Here is a 19,507-nt window from a genome sequence, read left to right on the forward strand (position 1 = left end):
TTTGTCGCGGAGCGCCCCCGCGCCGGGCGTGTGCGTTCACTGCGCACAGGGCCGGTCTTCGATCGAGACCCTCAGCCTTCTCGGCACGTGCCGAGATCTGGGAGTCACTACCGAGGACCGAGCCGGACGGGCGGGCCGCTCCTGGTGATGATCATTTTTCTTCGTACGCCGGCCGGTGGCCGTAGCACTCTCGGTCCAGCCTATCCGCCGACCGCCCGAAACGTGGAACGCGCGCCCCTCTCGCGTCTCACACGACGGTGACCGGGTGCCGCACGACGGCGTCGAAGAAGTAGCCGCCGGGGTTGTGAGCGGCGACGTCGGGCTGGGTGCGGCCGGCGCGGTCGGTGGCCCGGACGAGGATCTCGTAGGTCCCCGGCGCGGGGTCGCGCCAGGTGAAGTCCCACTGCGCCCACCCGAGACCGTGGCCGCCGGTGGGGCGGCCCGGCGCGTGCGGGATCGCGGGCGCCCAGGTCTCGCCGCCGTCGGTGCTGATCTCGACCCGCGCGATCGGCGCCGCGCCGGACCAGGACCGGCCGCTGAGCACGATCCGCTCCCCCGCCGGGATCTGCGCGTTCCACGCCAGCTCGAGGGCGGAGCGGACAGGGTTGACGGTCAGCGGACCGTCGACGTTGTACCACTTGGTGTCCCACGGCGAGGTCAGCACGCTCGTGGACACCTCCAGCGAGCCGAGCCACTTGATCGACGCGATCCCGATCCAGCCCGGCAGCAGCAGGCGCAGCGGGAAGCCGTGGTCGGGCAGCAGCGCCTCGCCGTTGGCTCCCCACACGAGCAGGGCGTCGTCGTAGGCCTTCTCGATCGGGAACGGCCGGCGCACCCGGCCGTAGTCGACGCCCTTGTCCACATAGCTGGCGTCCAGCCCGGTCGCCTGCACCGAGACCGCGTCGCGGCGGACGCCGACGGCGGTGAGCACGTCCTGGAGGCGTACGCCCTTCCAGCGGACCGCCCCCACCGCACCGAGCGTCCACTTCGTGCCGCTGACCTCCTGGCCCTGCTGGGTGGTGAAGAAGCTGCGGCCGTTGCCGGTGCACTCGTGGACGGAGGTCGTCTCGACGTGCCGGAAGGCCTTGAGGTCGTCGAGGGTGAGCTTCACACCGGCGGGATCGCGCAGGCCGTCGCCGAAGATCTCCAGCTCGTACGTCTCGGGGTCGATCCGCGGGGTCGCGGTGTGGTTGCGCACGAACAGGTCGGCCTGCGGGGTCAGGTAGCGGCGCGGGTCGACCGAGTCCCACCGGGTCTCGGCGTTGGTGCCGTAGTCGATGAACCGCTCCGCGGGCAACGGCTTGAGGATCGCTGGCGCACCCGCCGCCGCACCGGCGACGACCGAGTCAGTCACCTGGGTAGCGCCCACGGAGGCCGCCCCGAGCGCAGCGGTGGTGAGGAACGTACGTCGGTTCAGACCTGGGGGCGTCATGTCCGGATATTAACATGACCAACTTACTGTTGTTAACGCTTCGCCAGTCTGCTCGGCCACCAGATCCGGTCCCCGGCGTCGAGGTTGATCGCCGTGACCAGGATCGACCGGACGATCATCGTGTCGAGCATGACCCCCAGCGCGACGGTCACCCCGATCTCGGCCAGGAAGACCATCGGCAGCGAGCCGAGCACCAGGAACGTCGCCGCCAGGACGACCCCCGCCGACGTGATCACCCCGCCGGTCGAGGTCAGGCCGACGAGCGACCCCTCCCGGGTGCCGCGGACCTCCGCCTCCTCACGCACCCGCGTCATCAGGAAGATGTTGTAGTCGATGCCCAGCGCGACCAGGAACACGAAGGCGAACAGCGGGAACGCCGGGTCCGTCCCGGCGAACCCGAAGACGTACTCGAACAGCAGGACCGAGATGCCGAGGGCCGCCCCGAACGACAGGATCACCGTGCCGAGCAGGATCAACGGGGCGACCAGCGCCCGCAGGAGCACCATCAGCACCAGCAGCACGACCACCAGGACGATCGGGATGATCACGAGGTCGTCGCGCTGGCTGGCCTCGAGGGTGTCGAACATCATCGCCGAGGTGCCCGTGACCAGCGCGCCCGATCCGTCCACGTCGTGCACCGCCGAGCGCGCGGCGCCGACGATGTCGTACGCCTCGGGCGAGGTCACGTCGGCGTCGACCACCGCCGCGATCGCGACGACGCCGTCCTGGGGCGGGCCGAGCGGGAAGCTCTTCATCTCCCCCGCCGGGGTCTCGGTCGGCACCAGCCCCTCCACCCCGTCGAGCGCCTGCTGCACCTGCGTCTGCGTCGCCGCGTCGGCGACCACGAGCAGCTGGTTGGACTGGTCGGCCATGTCGTGGTCGACCAGGACCTGCAGGCCGGTGATCGAGTCGAACTCCTCGGTGTAGGTCTCGTCGGAGGCCAGCCCGTTGGCGTCGAGCCGCAGCAGACCGAGGCACGCGACGAGCAGGAGGCCGGTGGTGACGATCCAGATCACGCGCGGCCGGACCGAGACGATCGCGCCGACCCTCGCCCACAGGCCGGTCTCGGTCGGCTCCGCCGATCCGTACGCCGGGCGCTTCGGCCAGAAGACCCACCGGCCGCAGATGACCAGCAGTGCCGGCAGCAGGGTGACCATCACCAGGTAGGTCACCGCGATCCCGACGGCGACGACCGGCCCCATCCCCGAGGTCGAGTTCATCTCGGCGAAGGTCAGGCACAGCATGGCCAGGATGACGGTCACGGCGCTGGCGAGGATCGCGGGCGCGGCACGGTGCAGCGCGTGCGCCATCGCCTCGTGGCGGTCCTCGAAGTTGCGCAGCTCCTCGCGATAGCGGGAGACCAGCAGCAGGGCGTAGTCGGTTCCGGCGCCGATCGCCAGGATGCTCAAGATGGCCTGGCTCTGGCCGTTCACCGTCAGTCCCGCGTCCTTGGCCAGGAAGTAGACCAGGCCCATCGTCACGCCCAGCCCGACCACCACCGAGACGATCGGGAAGACCCAGAGCACGGGGCTGCGATAGACGAACAGCAAGATGACCACCACCACGACCAGCGCGGCCGCGAGCAGCGTCGTGTCGATGCCGCCGAACGCCTCCGCGGCGTCGGCGGCGGAGCCACCCTGGCCGGTGACGTGCAGCCGTACGTCGTCGTGGTCGGCGATCTCCCGGATGTCGTCGACGATGCCGGGCATCTTGCTCCAGCCGTCCGAACCGAGGTCGAAGGTCACCGTGAGCTGGGCGACCTCGCCGTCCTGCGACAGCAGCGGCGGCGCGATCTCGCCCTCGACCCCGTCGAGCCCGCCGAGCTCGGCGATGTCGCCCGAGGCGACGCCGGCGAGGTCCTCGCCGGTGACCGTGGTCGAGGTGTAGACGAGCGTGGTGGGGATCGCGTTCGGGTTCTGGAAGGGACTCATCCTCTCGAACCCGCGGGTCGACTCCGCCGAGGCCGGCAGCCAGGAGGCGGCCTCGTTGTTCTGCACCTCGGTGAGCTTCCCGGCGAAACCGCCGAAGGCCACCAGCGCGAGCAGCCAGAGCACCACGACGACGTACTTGGTCCTGGGCCCGGTCAGCGTGCCCGCGATCTGTCGATGCACGGTCTCAAGCCTGCGCCCGATGCACCCGCTCGAACGACCCCAAAACAGGCGAACGGGCCGCCCCCGAGTGGGGACGGCCCGTTGCTCACGAAGATCAAGCAGCGTCGCGAGGTGCGTGCGATGACAAGGCGGGGGCGTGAAGGCAACCGTCAAGCGAAGCGGGTTGTCGAACGCCCCCAACGCCGTCAGCGCGCGTGCATCGCGGCGCTGGATCAGCGACGGAGGCCGAGCTTCTCAATGATCGAGCGGTAGCGCTCGATGTCCTTCTTCTGAAGGTAGTTGAGAAGGCGGCGGCGCTGGCCGACGAGCAGCAGCAGACCACGACGGCTGTGGTGGTCGTGCTTGTGCTCCTTGAGGTGGTCGGTCAGGTGGGAGATGCGGTGCGACAGCAGCGCGATCTGCACCTCCGGCGAGCCGGTGTCACCCTCGGTCGTGGCGTACTCGGCGATGATCTTCTTCTTGGTCTCCGCGTCAGTTCCAACTGCCATGCGAAGGCTCCCTTCCGGCCCGTGGGCCTACTCGTTGCGCGGCGCGCCCGGGCCTGTTCACCGGGGCACTCTTGGTCCGCGGCCGATTTCACGGCTTGAGCTGCCGACCCCATGGGACGACAACCCGAGAAGACTAACAGCGAGCCGGGGTGCGCCCCGAATCGCCGCCATATCAGGCCACGAGCACGAGCCGTGCCACCAGCCGCCGCAACCGCCACCAGAGCTTCATCGCTTCCTCACCCTCGTCTCTCCGCCATATGGATCGACGCTGCGGAACGGAGATCGGTTGCATCGGTCGGGTCATGGCTTGTCGGCGGTACCCGCGGACGCGCTCGGAGATGCGCTCGGAGATGCGCTCGGGGATGCGCTCGCGGATGCGCTCGGCGAGCTCGTCGTGACCCCGGGCAGCGACACCTTCGGCACGGTGGCCAGCGGTGGCTCCTGGATCGCCGGCGCGTCCTCACTCCCGTCCGCGAAGGCGTTCGGGTCGAGCGCGGTCTCCGGCTGGACCCGGCTGGGCAGCGGGAAGACGTTGTAGAGCTGCGCGGCACCGTTGGACCACGGGTAGAAGATCCGCGGCTGGAGCGGCTCACCGGTCATCTCGTCGGTGCAGGCCACCTCGGCCATGTCCAGCTCGTCGACGGCCAGCGGCGGCAGTGGCGCGGCACTCGTCGAGGTGCAGTCGGGCTGGGTGACGACGTCGATCGGCTTGCCCTCCTGGTCGAAGAGCTGGACGCCCGTCAGCGGCTTGCCCGAGGCGTCGTACGGGTAGATGTTGCTGACCCACCTGCCGCCGGAGTAGACGCCCGCCTGCTCGTCGATCGGCGCCGCGTAGGCGCCGCCGGCCTCGTTGAAGCCGTCGCTCCAGCCGCGGTCGTAGTCGGCGCCGCCACCACCCCACGTCGCCCAGGTCATGAAGAGCACGAAGGCGGCGAAGACGTTCAGGACCAGGAGCACGACGCGCGCGAGGGTCCCCCGCTCACCACCCGGCCAGACCCGGCCGGCGCCGATGAACATGCTGACCGCAACCGCCGCGATGAGCAGCAGAACCGCCGGTGCGCTCGACATGCTCAGGCCGAACACCGCCGAGACCAGAGCGACCGCCGCCCAGGCACGCACGATCCACCACAGCGGCCGCAGCCAGGCGACCACGGGCCCCAGATCCGTACGCAGCAGCTCACCGAGCCTGGCGACCGCGGCGTCGAAGCGGGCGTGGCCGGCGTCGAGGAACCCGTCGACCTGCTCGCCGAACCCCCGAGGCGCCCGCACGCCCACCGGGATCCCGGCGGCGGCCCGCAGCTCCTTGGCGTACTCGACCGGGTCCCCGAGCGCGTCGGGCCCACGGTCCTCGACCAGCTCGGTGAAGTCGGCCTCGAGCCCGTCGGTGATGTCGCTGACCACCTCCGGGTCGAGATCGGCGAGCTCACGGCGTACGCGAGCCAGGAAGAGCCGCACCTCCGGTGCGACGTTCGCCTCTGCATCTGTGGTCGTCATGCCGCCACCTCCGTAGCGCAGGCGCCAGAATACGGACGCGGCGGCATGATGTTCTTGTTGTTCACTCGCTGACGCTCGTTCATGCGCGTGCCCCTTGGAGGATCTCGGTGACAGTGGTGGAGAAGTGGGACCAGTCCTCGCTCTGCTGCTTGAGCTGGCCTTGCCCGGCAGGCGTGATGCCGTAGTACTTGCGGTGCGGACCCGACTCCGACGGCACGACGTAGGAGGTCAGGGCGCCTGCGGCGTACAGCCGCCGCAGGGTGCCGTAGACCGACGCGTCCCCGACGTCCGTGAGCCCGCTGTCGCGGAGCTTGCGGACGATGTCATAGCCGTACGCATCCTCGCCGTCGACGACGGCCAGAACGGTCAGGTCGAGCACCCCTTTGAGCAGCTGGGTGGTATCCATGCTTCGCACACTACTACGCAGTGCGCACTACTTGCCAGAGCATTGCACCGCGCGCCGCCGAGAAGCTCGGCGGCGGCGAGGACCCAGCCCTCGAGCGGCGTCTAGGAGCGGCCGCGTACGTCCCGGACGAAGTCCTTCCAGGCGGCCGTGTCGCCGGCCGGTCCGGAGCCGCCGCGGACGGGGCCGGTGAAGGTGCGCACCTGGACGGGCTGCGCGGGCCGCCCGGAGGGCGAGGTGGGCGCCAGGCTCGTCTGGGCGGTCGGCACGGCGACGCTGGCACGCAGCTGCTGGCCGTAGCCACCGGGCGCCCCGGGCGTGCTGCCGGGCGCACCGCCCGGCGCGCCCCCGGAACCGGAGATGAGCGAGGACATCGGCGTGTACTCCTCCACCTCGTCCCGCTTGCCGGGCACCGCGAGCCAGATCAGCGCGATCAAGAAGCCGATCGCCCACCCGTACGTCAGCCCGTACGCAGCCCCCGACGCGATCACGTCGTCGAGCGAGGCCACCAGCCACCCGGAGCGGCCGTCGCTGAAGTAGGCGTAGATGCTCTCGGCGGCCTGGCCGGCGGCGGTGGCGACGATCGCGGCGAACCAGCAGCCGAGGAACACCGGCCAGAACGCGCGCGGCCAGATGCCGACGGTGCCGAGCCAGGTCAGCAGCCAGGTGAGCACGAAGACGGTCGCGGTGAGGACCGCGGAGTGCACCAGGGCGTCGCCGGAGAAGAGGTCGCCGAACCCGCTGTTGCCGAAGTAGGTGAGCCTGTCGCCGAGCAGCGAGGCCACCCAGCCGGCCGAGTTGGTGCCGTTCTCGTCGGCCCAGGTCGAGAACGGGGTCGACCCGGAGAGGAACTGCAGGGCCCAGAGCCCACCGGTGACGAGGACCGCGTTGAGGAGGGCCGGGATGCCGCCGCGGGGGCGCTCGGCCTCGACCTCGGTCTCGTAGACGGACGTGGGCGTGGAGTGGGGATCCATAACCAGCAATTCAACCGCACCTGGACGCGGCTGAACAGGCCGCCAGGATCTACGACTCGGTAAGGATCTGGCGCGCCCGCTCCACGTCGGCGTGCATCTGCTCGACGAGCGCGTCGATCCCCTCGAAGGCGACCATGCCGCGCAGCCGCTCGACGAAGGCGACCTCGACCTCGACGCCGTAGAGCTCCAGGTCGTCGCGGTCGAGCACGTAGGACTCGACCCGGCGACCGACCACGCCCTCGAAGGTGGGGTTGGTGCCGACCGAGATGGCGGCCGGGAACCGCTCCCCCGTGTCGCGCCGGGTCAGCCAGCCGGCGTAGATGCCGTCGGGCGGCACCGCGGTCAGCGAGTCGGTGGGCACGTTGGCGGTCGGGAAGCCGAGCTCGCGGCCACGCTGGTCGCCCTTCACGACGACGCCGCGCACGGAGTAGGGACGGCCCAGCGCCTCGGCGGCACCGGTGACGTCACCGGTCGCCAGACACGTACGGATGTAGGTGGAGGACCACACCTGGGGCCCGCCGTCGAGCGGGATCCCCTCGGCGGAGAAGTCGTGGATCTTGCCGTAGGCGATCAGGTCGGCCACGTCGCCGGCGGCCTTGCAGCCGTAGCGGAAGTTGGCGCCGACCACGCACGCCTCGGCGTGCAACGCGTCGACGAGGACCCGCTGGGCGAAGTCGTCGGGCGACCAGTTGGCCATGTCCATGTCGAACGGGAGCGCGAGCACGGCGTCGGCACCGGCGGCGTGCAGCAGCTCGGAGCGCTCCTCCATCGTGGTGAGCACGCCGGGGGCGTGCTCGGGCCGCAGCACCGCCATCGGGTGCGGGTCGAAGGTGACCGCCACCAGGGTGAGGTCCTTGGCGTCCGCCACCTCGCGTCCCCGGCTGATCACGTGCTGGTGCCCGAGGTGGACGCCATCGAAGTTGCCGATGACGACGCACGTGCGCCCCAGGCCGGCCGGCACCTCACTCAAGCTTCGCCACAACACGGCCACAGAATATCGGGGAGTGCTCACTCGGACGTGACCTGGGCCGTCTGTCGGGCACGGAGCGTCAGATAGACCGCGCGCATCCCGACGGCTCGCTCGATCTCGCGCAGCACCGTCCCGAAGAACTGCTCGCGGTAGGTCTCGTCCGTCACGGTCGAGACGGTCAGGTAGAGCGAGGAGAACCCGGCGAGGAACAACGCGACCTTCACCAGCTCGCCCGACACGTTCGGCAGCCAGGACAGGTTGTGCAGCGACTGCTGACCGGTCCAACCCATCTGCACCCCGTCGGTCATCACGATCGCGCCGAAGAGGAGGAAGAACGCGAAGACGGCGACCGCGATCAGCACGACCTGGGTGGCCTGGATGACGAGCAGCGCCAGGACCAGGTTCCACCGCTCGAAGCCCGTCACCTGGGCGAGCTCCGCGGGGTCGGCGCCGCGGCCCTCCCGGGCGTCCTCGACCAGCTCCGCACAGGCGGCCTCCAGGGGCGTTCCCCGGCAGGTGCGCATCAGGAAGGCGGCGTCCACGTCGTCGTCGATCCGGTCCACCTCCTCGGGCAGCCTGACCAGCAGGAACGCCACCGCCGACCCGGCGAACAGCAGCGTGACCAGCCACAACGCGCCCAGGTCGAGGTTGGCCGACATCTCCCAGACCTCGGCGTTGATGAACAGGAACGTCATGAAGAGCAGCAGCAGCGGCAGGGCCCGCAGGGCCATCGGCAGCAGTCTGGTCAGGGACCCGAACGTACGCCCCATCGCCCACACCAGGATCGGCCGGAACCGCATCGCGGTCAGCGCGTACCAGCCGGCAGCGGCGCCGCCCAGGGTCAGCAGCAGCGCCGGCGCCGCACCGAGGTCGCCGGTGGTCCATGCCAGCGCCACCCCGGCAGCCACGGCGACGACCACGACCACCAGACCCACCCGGACCGTACGCCGCGGCCGCATCGCCGCTCGCACCGCGACGCGCTCCTCGGGGACGAAGTAGGTCAGGCCGTTGTGGCGGAACCACGAGTCGGTGAGCCGAAGCGCCTCGGCCGGTCCGTTCTGCTTCACAAGCGCGTCATCCTCGCAGGCTTTACCGTTCCTCGGTCACCCGACGAAGACCGCGCTCGCCTTCGCGGTCGTCGCGCCGACCGGCTCGTAGAGCGCCAGGAACTCGCCGTCGGGGGCGAACACCGCGGTGAGCCCGTCGAGCGCGAGCTCGAGCTTGCGGCCGTAGCGGACGTCCTGGGCCTGCGCCTCGGAGAGGTCGTAGGAGGTGAACGCGGCGCGGGCGGCCTCGGCCAGCGGCAGCGCCGCGAACTCCTCGGCGAGCTCGTCGAGCGTCCTGGCGACGCCGAGATCGTAGGGCCCGACCGCGGTGCGGCGCAGCATCGTCAGGTGTCCACCGACGCCGAGCGCCTCCCCGACGTCGCGGGCGATCGCCCGGATGTAGGTGCCCGAGGAGCAGCGCACCGAGATGTCGACATCGACGACGTCGCCCTCGCGCCGGAGCTCGCCGACGGTGAGCTCGTGCACGGTGACCGGCCGGGCCTTCAGCTCGACCTGCTCCCCGTCGCGTACGCGTTGGTAGGCGCGCTTGCCGTCGACCTTGATCGCCGACACCGCGGTCGGCACCTGGAGGATGTCGCCGACCTGGGCGGCGAAGGCGCTGCGTACGCGCACCTCGTCGAGGCCGGCGGCGGAACGCGTCTCGACGACCTCACCCTCGGCGTCGTCCGTGGTCGTGGCGACCCCGAGCCGCACCGTCGCGGAGTAGGCCTTCTCGGTCAGCATCAGGTGGCCGAGGAGCCGGGTGGCCCGCTCCACCCCCAGGACGAGTACGCCGGTGGCCATCGGGTCCAGGGTGCCGGCATGCCCGACCTTGCGGGTGCCGGCCAACCGCCGGACGCGCGCGACGACGTCGTGGGAGGTGACCCCGGCAGGCTTGTCGACGATGACGAGGCCGGAGGGACTCACTCCTCCTCGTCCTCGTCCCACTCGTCCTCGATCTCGCGGGGCTTCTTGTAGGGGTCGGCCTCGCCGGCGTAGGTCTCCCCACGAGCGGCGGCGACCGCGTCGTCCTGCGCCTTGGCGCGGGCGAGCACGTCGTCGAGGTGGCGGGCCGTCTCCGGCAGCGCGTCGTGGATGAACTCCAGCGTCGGGGCGGTGCGGGTGCCGAGCTGCTTGGCGACCTCGGAACGGATCAGCCCCTTGGCCGACTCCAGCGCCGCGGCCGTGCCGGCCAGCTCGGCCTCCGAGTCGGCGCCCAGCACCGTGTAGAAGATCGTCGCCTGCTGACTGTCTCCGGTCACTCGCACGTCGGTGACGGTGACGAACCCGATCCGCGGATCCTTGATCCGCCGCTCCAGCATCTGCGCCACGATGACCTTGATCCGGTCAGCGATCCGGCGAACCCGTGGGCTACTCATGTTCACACTCTCTCAAACCGCGCCGATTCGGCGCTAATGTCTCAACTCGAAGCGCCGAGTCGGCGCTCATGTCTCACGAACTGGCGCCGAGTCGGCGCGTATTCCCGGGGCAGACACGCCGACTCGACACGTACGTCCGGGACAAACGCGCCGAGTCGACGCATCTGTGCGGGACAGATGCGCCGACTCGGCAGGGGTTGGGGATCAGCCCCGGGGAATCTCCACCATCTCGAAGGCTTCGATGATGTCGCCTTCCTTGATGTCCTGGAAGTTCTTCAGGACCAGACCGCACTCGAAGCCCTCGCGGACCTCGGAGGCGTCGTCCTTCTCGCGGCGCAGCGAGGCCAGGTCGAGGTTGTCGGCCGCCACGGCGCCGTCGCGCAGGACGCGAACCTTGGCGTTGCGGCGGATGAGACCGCTGGTGACCATACAACCGGCGATGTTTCCGGCCTTGGACGAGCGGAAGATCGCACGGATCTCCGCCTGACCGAGGACCCGCTCCTCGTACTCCGGCTTGAGCATGCCCTTGAGGGCCGCCTCGATCTCCTCGATCGCCTGGTAGATGACCGAGTAGTAGCGGATCTCGACACCCTCGCGGTCGGCCATCTCCGTCGCCTTGCCCTGCGGGCGGACGTTGAAGCCGATGATGATCGCGTCGGAGGCAGCAGCCAGGTCGACGTTGGTCTCGGTGATCGCACCGACACCGCGGTCGATGACCCGGATGGAGACCTCGTCGCCACCCACGTCGATCTTGGCCAGTGCGTCCTCGAGCGCCTCGACCGAACCGGACACGTCGCCCTTGAGGATGAGGTTGAGCTCCTGGCTCTCGCCCTTCTCCATGGAGGCCATGAAGTCCTCCAGCGTGCGGCGTACGCGGCGCTTGGCCTGCTGCGCGGCACGCTCGCGTGCCTCGCGCTTCTCGGCGATCTGGCGAGCCATCCGGTCGTCCTCGACGACCAGGAAGCTCTGACCGGCACCCGGCACCGCCGAGAGACCCAGGACCATCGCCGGACGCGACGGGGTCGCCTCGGTGATCTCGTGGCCGTACTCGTCGATCATCGCGCGGACACGACCGTGGGCCGGGCCGGCGACGATGGACTCACCCACGCGCAGCGTGCCGCGCTGGACCAGGATGGTCGCGACCGGGCCGCGGCCACGGTCGAGGTGAGCCTCGATCACGATGCCCTGCGCGTCCTGGCTGGCGTTGGCCTGCAGGTCGAGCGAGGCGTCGGCGGTCAGCACGACGGCCTCGAGGAGGCCATCGATGTTGATCCGCGACTTCGCCGAGATCTCGACGAACATCGTGTCGCCGCCGTACTCCTCGGGGATGAGGCCGTACTCGGTCAGCTGGCCACGGACCTTGGTCGGGTCCGCCTCCGGCTTGTCGATCTTGTTGATCGCGACCACGATCGGGACACCGGCCGCCTTGGCGTGGTTGAGCGCCTCGATGGTCTGCGGCATCACACCGTCATCGGCCGCGACCACGAGGATCGCGAGGTCCGAGGACTGCGAACCACGGGCACGCATGGCGGTGAACGCCTCGTGACCCGGGGTGTCGATGAAGGTGATCTTGCGCTCGGTGCCGTCGACCTCGGTGGAGACCTGGTAGGCACCGATGTGCTGGGTGATGCCACCGGCCTCGCCCTCGATGACGTTGGCGTCACGGATGGCGTCGAGCAGCTTGGTCTTACCGTGGTCGACGTGACCCATGACGGTGACGACCGGCGGACGGACCGTCCAGTCGGACTCGTCGCCCTCGTCGCCGAGCTCGATGTCGAAGGACTCCAGCAGCTCGCGGTCCTCGTCCTCCGGGGAGACGACCTGGACGACGTAGTTGAGCTCCTCACCGAGCAGCTCGAGGGTCTCGTCGTTGACGGACTCGGTCGCGGTGACCATCTCACCGAGGCCGAACAGCATCTGCACCAGCTGAGCCGGGTCGACGTTGATCTTCTCGGCGAAGTCGGTCAGCGAGGCGCCACGGGCGAGACGCACGGTCTCCCCGTTGCCCTTGCGTACGCGGATGCCACCGATCGTCGGGGCCTCCATGGCCTCGAACTCCTGGCGACGCGCCCGCTTCGACTTCCGGCCACGACGCGAGGGACCACCCGGGCGACCGAAGGCACCCTGGGTCGTTCCGCGACCGCCGGGACGACCGGCACCGGGACGACCGCCACCGGGACCGCCGCCGAAGCCGCCGCCACCGGGACGACCGGCACCGCCGCCGCCACCGGGACGCCCACCGGCGCCCGGACGACCGCCGCCACCGGGACGACCCGGGGCACCGGCACGACCACCGGGACCGCCACCAGGACGGGCACCGAACGCGGCCGGGGACTTCGGCATCATCGCCGGGTTGGGACGCGGCATGCCGGGACGGCCACCGGTCTGGCCACCCTCACGGGCGGCAGCAGGACGCGGCGGACGCTGGTCGCCACCGGCCGGGGCACCGCCCTGGCCACCCTGGCCTCCACCCTGGCCGCCGGGACGCGGACGCCCCATGCCCTGGTTGGAGGAGAACGGGTTGTTGCCCGGGCGCGGAGCGCCGGGCTTGCCGACCGGACGCGGTCCGGGACGACCGGTACCGGCGCCGCCGGTGCCACCCGCGCCACCGCGGGCCGCGGGGGCCTGCGGACGGGCGCCGGGCTTCGGGGCGCCAGGCTTGGGCGCACCCGGCTTGGCAGCCGCCGGCTTCGGGCTGGGCTTGGGCGCGGTGGGCGCCGATGCCGACGCCGCAGGCGCGACCGGTGCGGCCTCGGCCTTCTTGGCCGGGGGCTTCGGGCCGGGCTTGGGCGCGGCCGGCTTGGACGCAGCGGGCGCCTCGGCAGGCTTCTCGGGCGCCGTGTCCGCAGCCTTCTTGGGGGCCGCAGGCTTAGGAGCTGCCGGCTTCGGGCCGGGCTTGGGGGCAGGCTTCTCGTCGGTGGACGCGGAACCACCCTTGCCGCCGGCCTTCAGGCCGGGGCCGATCTCCTTGCGGAAACGCATCTCCGCAGGCAGCTCGACGGTCGAGCTCGCCGACTTGACGAACTCACCCATCTCCTTGAACTTCTCGAGAACGAACTTGCTCTCGACTCCGAACTCTTTGGCGAGCTCGTGGACTCGGGTCTTAGCCACGCTTCTCCTTCTGGCCACAGACCCAAATCCGGGTGAAAACTGTGACCACTAGTGGGTGTAGAACACGCTCATCGCGAAGTACTCATCGAGTGCTCATGAGCTTTTGCTCCAATTCCTGGTCAGTTGACCGTCGGCGACGGTCGTGGGTGTCTGGCGCGTGTCGAGGTAGTCCTCCACCGGTGCGCTGGAAAGCCCGCCCTCGGCCCCCTTACCTTTCGGGAACAGGGCCCGGGTGAACGCCTTCCGGCGCACCGCGAGTTCGTAGCACTCACGCGTGGGGTGCAGATGCGCCCCTCGCCCGGGTGCGGTGGCTGTCGGATCGGGCACCACGGCCGGCTGGCCGTTGCGGTCCGAGCCGGCGGTCACCCGCAACAACTCGCGCTTGGCGGCTCGCTTCCGGCAACCAACGCACGTACGGACAGGTCCGTGCTGCGTAGTTTCTTCGAGGCGTTCCACCGATCCTTAACACTACCGCTTCCGGGGTTCGGTAGACGAAACCGGGGCACAGGTCGTTCTTATTCCGTGACCCGCGCTCACAAGATGGCGGCGATCTCCGGCCACGCCAGCAGCCCGAGCTCGCGGTCGGCGCGCTCCGACCCGCCCCAGGCGAGCGTCCGGCTCGGCGGGAGCACCGGCTCCCCCGGCAGCACGACCCGGTGACCGGCCTCCGGATGGGTGACCACGATCGTCTCCAGGTCGTGGGCCGTACGCCGCCGCCGGACCGCCTCGGCGAAGAGGACCGAGGGCCACAGCGCGTCGTCTCCCCCGGCGACCACCACGACGTCACCGGCGATGCGCTCGACCGGGATGGTCGCCGCGGGGACGCGGTCGGCGTACTTCTCCAGGGCCGCGAGGTAGGCCTCGCAGAACGACGGCAGCTCCCCGTCGGCCTCCTTGACGGCATCCTCGATCGCCTCGTCGGCAAAGGGCACGAACGGCACCTGCTCGCCGCGCAGCGTCCACGAGGAGCGCTGCGGCCGCTCGTCGCTGAGGCCGGCCCAGGAGACGTACGTCGGGGAGATCGCCACGACCGCGTCGATCTCGGGATGCAGGGTGCCGAGCAGCAGCGCGGCCTGGGCACCCCAGGACGTCCCGAGCACCACCAGCCGCTCGTAGCGGGAGTGGAGGTCGGTGAGGACGTCGTCGAACGTCTCCAGCGGCACCAGCCGGGCCTCTCCCGGCTGGCCGGGGCCACGGAAGTAGCGGATCGACGCCGCGGCGACCCCGTGGGAGGCGAGCATCCGGCACCGGTCGGTCTCGATCCGTCCCGAGGACCCCGAGAGGACGAGTACGCCGGTGGTGGCCCCCTCCGGCTCCAGCAGGACGCCCTCGGGGTCGGTCAGAGTGGTCTCACGCACGCTGGACATGCGCACAGGCTAACGCCGCGCCGGACTCAGGCGACCGGGGTCTCCTCGTCGGAGCGGATGTCGATGCGCCAGCCGGTGAGGCGGGCCGCCAGGCGGGCGTTCTGCCCCTCCTTGCCGATCGCCAGCGAGAGCTGGTAGTCGGGCACCACGACGCGGGCGGACTTCGTCGCCTCGTCGATGATCTCGACCGAGGAGACCCGGGCCGGCGACAGGGCGGAGGCGACGAGCACCTTCGGGTCCTCGGACCAGTCGACGATGTCGATCTTCTCGCCCTGCAGCTCGGACATCACCTGGCGGACCCGCTGGCCCATCGGGCCGATGCAGGCACCCTTGGCGTTGACGCCGGGGACGGTCGACTTGACCGCGATCTTGGTGCGGTGACCCGCCTCGCGAGCGATCGCGGCGATCTCCACGGTGCCGTCGGCGATCTCGGGCACCTCGAAGGAGAAGAGCTTCTTGACCAGGTTGGGGTGGGAGCGCGAGAGCGTGATCTGCGGTCCGCGCATGCCCTTGCGCACGCTCACGACCAGGGCCTTGATCCGGGTGCCGTGGCCATAGTCCTCGCCCGGCACGCGCTCGGAGAGCGGGATGACGCCCTCGAGCCGGCCCAGGTCGACGAGCACGTCGTCGGGGTTGCGGCCCTGCTGGATGACGCCGGAGAGGATGTCGCCCTCCTTGCCGGAGAACTCACCGAACTTCACGTCGTCCTCGGCGTCGCGCAGCCGCTGCAGCACGATCTGCTTGGCCGTGGTGGCCGCGATCCGGCCGAAGCCCTCGGGCGTGTCGTCGTACTCCCCGACGACGTTGCCCTCGTCGTCGACCTCGGAGGCCAGCACGCGGACGTGACCGGTCTTGCGGTCCAGGTCGACCCGCGCCTTCGTCTGGGCGCCCTCGGTCTTGTGATAGGCGGTCAGCAGCCCCTGCTCGATCGCCTCGACGAGCACATCGAGCGAGATCTCCCGCTCCCGCTCCAGCATCCGCAGGATGCTCATATCGATGTCCATGGCCTACTCCCCCTCGTCGATCCGCTTGAACTCGATCTGCACAAGCGCCTTCTTCACGTCCGCGTACGCCACCTCGCGGCGCTTCCCGCTCACCTCGAGGCTCACCCGATCCTCGTCGGACTCCTTGACGCGTCCGGTGAACGTGGACCCGTCGGTGGCGGTCACCTTGACCAGGCGACCCTTGTTGCGGCGCCAGTGGCGCGGCAGGGTCAGCGGCCGGTCGACACCGGGAGAGGTGACCTCGAGCGTGTAGGGCTGCTCACCCATGACGTCGGACTCGTCGAGGACCCGGTTGACCTCACGGGTCGCCTCGGTGACCTCCTCATGGGTGATCCCACCGTCCTTGTCGACGGCGATCCGCAGGATCCGGCGCTTGCCGGCCGGCGTGATCTCCACGGCCTCGATGTCGAGACCCAGGGCCTGGAGCGGGTCGGCGAGGGCCTTGTCGATGGCACTCGCGATCGCGTCCTTCCGCTCAGCACTCAACGCGATCTCCCCCTGCATCCTGTTGTCCGGTCCTGTTGTCGTGCGCCTCCGAGCACGCGGCGCCTCTGGTGACACCATACCTGTACGCCTCGGGTGTCTCGAACGCCGCGCGGCTGTGTTGGAAAGCCGCTGACGCGGCTCCCGCGGGGTGTCGTTAGGGTTCCTCACGTGACCAGCGCACGTGCCCTCCGGATGCTCTCTCGGCGCACCGCCGTGGGTGCTGCCGTGGTCGCTCCGCTGGCCGCCTCGGCGTGTTCGGCCTCGGAGACGCTGGATCATGTCAAAGCCCCTCCACCCAGCACTCCCCCGGCCCCCGCCAACCCCGACCAGAGTGTGATCGACGCCACGGTCGCGGAGATCCTCGGCGCCGACGACGGGGCTCCGGCGGCGTTCGTCCAGCTCCACCGCGTGCACATCGAGGCGCTGGCGCCGACCAAGGGGGTGACCGCCGCGCCCGCGAGCGGACGCTGGCAGGAACGACAGCTGGCCCTGGTCTCGACGCTCACCGCCGCAGCCGGTCGCGCGGCGGACCCGCAGCTGATCACGCTGCTCGCCTCGGCCGCCGCCGGCCAGCAGCAGCTCCTCCACGGACGGGGGCTGGCATGACGACCGCGGACACCGCCTCGACGGAGGCCGTCCAGGCGGCACTCGCCGTCGAGCACGCCGCGATCTTCGTCCTCGGCGCGCTCGGCGGACTCACCTCCGCCTCCGCCGCACCGGCCCTGGCGCGGGCGCTGACCGACGCCTACGACGACCACGTGAACGCCCGGGAGGCGCTGGCCGCGCACGTGGTGGCCGCCGGGATCGAACCGGTCGCGCCCTCGGCCGTCTACGACCTGCCCGGGCGGATCGGCACCGAGGCCCGCATCGCCGCTGCGGCGCTGCGCCTCGAGAAGGACACCACCGCGACCTACCTGTCGCTGGCCCCGAAGGCGACCGGCACCGACCGGACCCTGCTGATCCAGCTGCTGTGCCGGGCGGCCGCGCGGCAGCTCGATCTGGGCGCGAAGCCGTCCGCGTTCCCGGGGACCTGAGCCACTCAGGCCCGAAAAGCCGAGATGGCCCGCGAACCGTCCGGCGCGGGAGACTCCCGAGATGTCTCCCGAGACCGGGCGGCTCGCGGGCCAGGTTTTGGCCTGGACACGAGGCCTGAGAAGTCGCCTTCGGCTGAACCCCTCTTGCAGAAGTATGCAATCCCCGCTCAGAGTGGCCCAGACCCGCAAAAGCGCATTGCAAGAACTTGCAACTTTTCTGGCGTCATTCCCAGGAGCGGATGATGTGGTGTATGTCGCTCAACCGGTGGGCGACGGCGTCCGGGGAGCCCTCGCTGTGGCCGACCTGGCTGCTCGGGATGTTGCTGTGCGGGATGTGGATCGCCCGAAGACCGGCCTCCTGAGCACCGTACACATCGTCGAAGAGCCTGTCGCCCACGTAGACGCATCGAGACGGATCCGAGACCTTCACGGCCGCCATCGCCGCGTGGAACGCCTCCTCGGCCGGCTTCGTCCACGGGACCTCGGAGGTGTAGACGTCACCGTCGAGCAGATCGAGCACGCCGTCGCGCTCGAAGAACCCGCGGTGCCACGCGCGCGGCCAGATCGTGTTGGACAGCACCCCGACACGTACGCCGTCGGCGCGGAGCGCCTCCCACAGCGGCCCGACCTCGGGGTCGGTCAGCGTGTGCGGCTCCCAGAACTCGTAGTAGGCGTCGAGCAGCTCCGGGTCGTGCTCCAGTCCGGCCTCGGCGAAGAGATCGTCGATCGTGGAGCTCTGCTGGTGGTCGCGGCTCCGGGCCCAGATCGTGTCGCCGGCCTGGTGGAGCCGGGTCGCGTTGACCGGGTGGTCGTCGTCGCAGGCTCCTCTGACCGCCTGGGCGAGCGCCAGCGACTCCGCATGGAAGTCGATGTCGTGCCACTTCGTCAGCGTGCCGCCCCAGTCGAAGATCACCGCGTCGATCGCCATGGCTCGACCCTAGCGGCGCCTCAGCGGGACGGTCGCGCCGTTTCGGCGGCCTCGGTGAGCTGCTCGCGGAAGTCGGGGTGGGCGCAGCGGTCGATGATCCGCCGGGCCCGGGCGGCGGGCGAGAGACCCCGCAGGTCGGCGACGCCCTGCTCGGTGACGATCACCTGGACGTCGTGGGCGGTGTGGTCGACGTGGCGTACGAACGGCACGATGCGCGAGACGGCGCCGTCCTCGGCCGTCGAGGGCGCGACGAAGAAGTTGAGGTGGGCGTTGCTCGCGAAGTCTCCCGAGCTCCCGGCGGCGTTCACGTTGCCGTGGATGTCGGCCTCCGTCATCGAGTCGATCGCGATGAGGCCGAGCCGGCGGATGACCTCGGGGTGGTTGGAGATCTCCTGCGGCCGCAGCAGGAGCCGGCCCTTGTAGTGGTGGATGTCGCCGTTGAACCGGCGCGCACCCGCCTCGGAGAGGCCGAAGGAGGTCGCCGAGACCCCGATCAGCTTCCCGGAGTCGAGCAGGTCGAGGAGACCGTCCCGGATCGTGTCGGTGTAGGCCGTCAGGTGCTCGAACTCGGCCTTCTGCAGGCCGGCGAGGACCGCGTCGCCGACGTCTCCGGCACCGGCGTGGAGCGGGAGCAGGCTGTGGTGGAGTCGGTCGTGGCGTACCTCGTGACGGAGGAAGTCCACGACCAGGTCGGCCATCGCGTGGCTCTCCTCCCCGATCGGGCTCGGCGGCGAGCCCGGATCGGGACGGTCGGTCTGGACGACGGCGACGACCTTGTCGGGATCGACGAGGAGGTACGGGTCACCGATGCGCTGCGTCGGTGTCGTCAGCTGGATCGGCGCCCGCAGCGGTGGCAGCCGGGTGCCGTGATGGATGTCGTGGAACCCCTCGAACCCGCGCGGGTGCCAGCTGTTGACCTCGAGGACCACCGTGTCGGCGAGGTCGAGCCAGGTCTGGTTGTTGCCGACGCTGCTTCCCGGGACGAGCAGCCCGTTGGGCAGCATCGCCGCCACCTCGACCACCGCGACGTCCAGGGCGCCGTAGAAGCCGGAGACCGCGTGCTGGGCGACCCGCGAGTGACGTACGTCGACGTCCTCCGGCCACTCCTGGACCTCGCCCAGCGCCTCCGGCACGGCCTTCGGGTGGCCGGCTCCGGCGAACCCCGAGAGCGCCACGGTCTCCCCCGGGCCGATCTGCGCGGCCGCCTCCGCCGCGCTCGTCACCCGCCCGGCGAGCGTACGGTCAAGAATCCTGTCCCCCGTCATGGGATCGATCTTGCC

At 70.4% G+C, this 19,507-nt stretch carries 19 protein-coding genes; 2 read left to right on the plus strand and 17 right to left on the minus strand.

All coding sequences use genetic code 11. The annotated features are described in order from the left end of the window. Positions 1-247: 247 nt before the first annotated feature. The 15 genes from HD557_RS17180 to rimP form a co-directional block, all read right to left on the minus strand. Positions 248-1,432 carry a molybdopterin-dependent oxidoreductase gene (locus tag HD557_RS17180; protein WP_196874752.1) on the minus strand — a complete coding sequence of 395 codons (1,185 nt, stop codon included), beginning with the start codon at positions 1,430-1,432 and terminating at the stop codon, positions 248-250. A 32-nt stretch (positions 1,433-1,464) separates the two neighbouring features. Continuing rightward, a complete protein-coding gene (locus HD557_RS17185; RefSeq protein WP_196874753.1) occupies positions 1,465-3,543 on the minus strand; it encodes an MMPL family transporter in 2,079 nt (692 codons plus the stop codon). 212 nt (positions 3,544-3,755) lie between these two features. Continuing rightward, entirely contained in the window at positions 3,756-4,031 is a 276-nt protein-coding gene (gene rpsO / locus HD557_RS17190) for a 30S ribosomal protein S15 (protein WP_008363208.1), read from the minus strand. A gap of 300 nt (positions 4,032-4,331) precedes the next feature. After that, positions 4,332-5,525, minus strand: a complete 1,194-nt coding sequence (locus HD557_RS17195; RefSeq protein ID WP_196874754.1) for an HAAS signaling domain-containing protein — start codon at positions 5,523-5,525, stop codon at positions 4,332-4,334. A gap of 79 nt (positions 5,526-5,604) precedes the next feature. After that, a complete protein-coding gene (locus HD557_RS17200; RefSeq protein ID WP_176884102.1) occupies positions 5,605-5,931 on the minus strand; it encodes a PadR family transcriptional regulator in 327 nt (108 codons plus the stop codon). Between the two features lie 101 nt (positions 5,932-6,032). Continuing rightward, positions 6,033-6,902 carry a hypothetical protein gene (locus HD557_RS17205; RefSeq protein ID WP_196874755.1) on the minus strand — a complete coding sequence of 290 codons (870 nt, stop codon included), beginning with the start codon at positions 6,900-6,902 and terminating at the stop codon, positions 6,033-6,035. A gap of 49 nt (positions 6,903-6,951) precedes the next feature. Continuing rightward, positions 6,952-7,872: a bifunctional riboflavin kinase/FAD synthetase gene (locus HD557_RS17210; RefSeq protein WP_196874756.1), complete on the minus strand. Its 921-nt coding sequence runs from the start codon at positions 7,870-7,872 to the stop codon at positions 6,952-6,954. A 38-nt stretch (positions 7,873-7,910) separates the two neighbouring features. Beyond that, on the minus strand, positions 7,911-8,939 hold the full coding sequence (locus tag HD557_RS17215; protein WP_196874757.1) for a hypothetical protein: 1,029 nt from the start codon (positions 8,937-8,939) through the stop codon (positions 7,911-7,913). Between the two features lie 36 nt (positions 8,940-8,975). Beyond that, positions 8,976-9,845, minus strand: a complete 870-nt coding sequence (gene truB, locus HD557_RS17220; protein WP_196874758.1) for a tRNA pseudouridine(55) synthase TruB — start codon at positions 9,843-9,845, stop codon at positions 8,976-8,978. After that, positions 9,842-10,297, minus strand: a complete 456-nt coding sequence (rbfA, locus tag HD557_RS17225) for a 30S ribosome-binding factor RbfA (protein WP_040757153.1) — start codon at positions 10,295-10,297, stop codon at positions 9,842-9,844. Before rbfA ends, truB begins: the two co-directional genes overlap by 4 nt. 204 nt (positions 10,298-10,501) lie before the next feature. After that, complete coding sequence (infB, locus tag HD557_RS28775; protein WP_196874759.1) at positions 10,502-13,408, minus strand: translation initiation factor IF-2; 2,907 nt, start codon at positions 13,406-13,408, stop codon at positions 10,502-10,504. Positions 13,409-13,501: 93 nt separating this feature from the next. Continuing rightward, entirely contained in the window at positions 13,502-13,864 is a 363-nt protein-coding gene (locus HD557_RS17235) for a YlxR family protein (RefSeq protein WP_196874760.1), read from the minus strand. A 77-nt stretch (positions 13,865-13,941) separates the two neighbouring features. Further along, on the minus strand, positions 13,942-14,775 hold the full coding sequence (locus HD557_RS17240) for an alpha/beta fold hydrolase (protein ID WP_196874761.1): 834 nt from the start codon (positions 14,773-14,775) through the stop codon (positions 13,942-13,944). A gap of 26 nt (positions 14,776-14,801) precedes the next feature. After that, a complete protein-coding gene (gene nusA, locus HD557_RS17245; protein WP_008363230.1) occupies positions 14,802-15,779 on the minus strand; it encodes a transcription termination factor NusA in 978 nt (325 codons plus the stop codon). A gap of 3 nt (positions 15,780-15,782) precedes the next feature. Beyond that, positions 15,783-16,265: a ribosome maturation factor RimP gene (gene rimP / locus HD557_RS17250; RefSeq protein WP_040757156.1), complete on the minus strand. Its 483-nt coding sequence runs from the start codon at positions 16,263-16,265 to the stop codon at positions 15,783-15,785. 168 nt (positions 16,266-16,433) lie between these two features. Between rimP and HD557_RS17255 the strand changes: the two genes are divergently transcribed. Beyond that, the gene (locus HD557_RS17255) at positions 16,434-16,871 is read left to right on the plus strand and encodes a hypothetical protein (RefSeq protein ID WP_196874762.1); all 438 of its coding nucleotides are present in this window, start codon (positions 16,434-16,436) and stop codon (positions 16,869-16,871) included. After that, the gene (locus tag HD557_RS17260; RefSeq protein ID WP_008363234.1) at positions 16,868-17,299 is read left to right on the plus strand and encodes a DUF4439 domain-containing protein; all 432 of its coding nucleotides are present in this window, start codon (positions 16,868-16,870) and stop codon (positions 17,297-17,299) included. The genes HD557_RS17255 and HD557_RS17260 overlap by 4 nt, the downstream gene beginning before the upstream one ends. A gap of 223 nt (positions 17,300-17,522) precedes the next feature. Here the strand turns inward: HD557_RS17260 and HD557_RS17265 are convergent, their stop codons facing one another. Next, a complete protein-coding gene (locus HD557_RS17265; RefSeq protein ID WP_008363236.1) occupies positions 17,523-18,227 on the minus strand; it encodes an HAD family hydrolase in 705 nt (234 codons plus the stop codon). A 20-nt stretch (positions 18,228-18,247) separates the two neighbouring features. Then, positions 18,248-19,492, minus strand: a complete 1,245-nt coding sequence (locus HD557_RS17270) for an acetyl-CoA hydrolase/transferase C-terminal domain-containing protein (protein ID WP_196874763.1) — start codon at positions 19,490-19,492, stop codon at positions 18,248-18,250. Positions 19,493-19,507: the final 15 nt, after the last annotated feature.

The organism is Nocardioides luteus (genome assembly GCF_015752315.1).
Classification (GTDB): domain Bacteria; phylum Actinomycetota; class Actinomycetes; order Propionibacteriales; family Nocardioidaceae; genus Nocardioides.

Coding starts and splice junctions, on each gene's coding strand:
- HD557_RS17180 (WP_196874752.1), bottom strand. CDS start 1,432: ATGACGCCCCCAGGTCTGAACCGACGTACGTTCCTCACCACCGCTGCG.
- rpsO (WP_008363208.1), bottom strand. CDS start 4,031: ATGGCAGTTGGAACTGACGCGGAGACCAAGAAGAAGATCATCGCCGAG.
- HD557_RS17195 (WP_196874754.1), bottom strand. CDS start 5,525: ATGACGACCACAGATGCAGAGGCGAACGTCGCACCGGAGGTGCGGCTC.
- HD557_RS17200 (WP_176884102.1), bottom strand. CDS start 5,931: ATGGATACCACCCAGCTGCTCAAAGGGGTGCTCGACCTGACCGTTCTG.
- HD557_RS17205 (WP_196874755.1), bottom strand. CDS start 6,902: ATGGATCCCCACTCCACGCCCACGTCCGTCTACGAGACCGAGGTCGAG.
- rbfA (WP_040757153.1), bottom strand. CDS start 10,297: ATGAGTAGCCCACGGGTTCGCCGGATCGCTGACCGGATCAAGGTCATC.
- HD557_RS17240 (WP_196874761.1), bottom strand. CDS start 14,775: ATGTCCAGCGTGCGTGAGACCACTCTGACCGACCCCGAGGGCGTCCTG.
- nusA (WP_008363230.1), bottom strand. CDS start 15,779: ATGGACATCGATATGAGCATCCTGCGGATGCTGGAGCGGGAGCGGGAG.
- HD557_RS17260 (WP_008363234.1), top strand. CDS start 16,868: ATGACGACCGCGGACACCGCCTCGACGGAGGCCGTCCAGGCGGCACTC.
- HD557_RS17265 (WP_008363236.1), bottom strand. CDS start 18,227: ATGGCGATCGACGCGGTGATCTTCGACTGGGGCGGCACGCTGACGAAG.
- HD557_RS17270 (WP_196874763.1), bottom strand. CDS start 19,492: ATGACGGGGGACAGGATTCTTGACCGTACGCTCGCCGGGCGGGTGACG.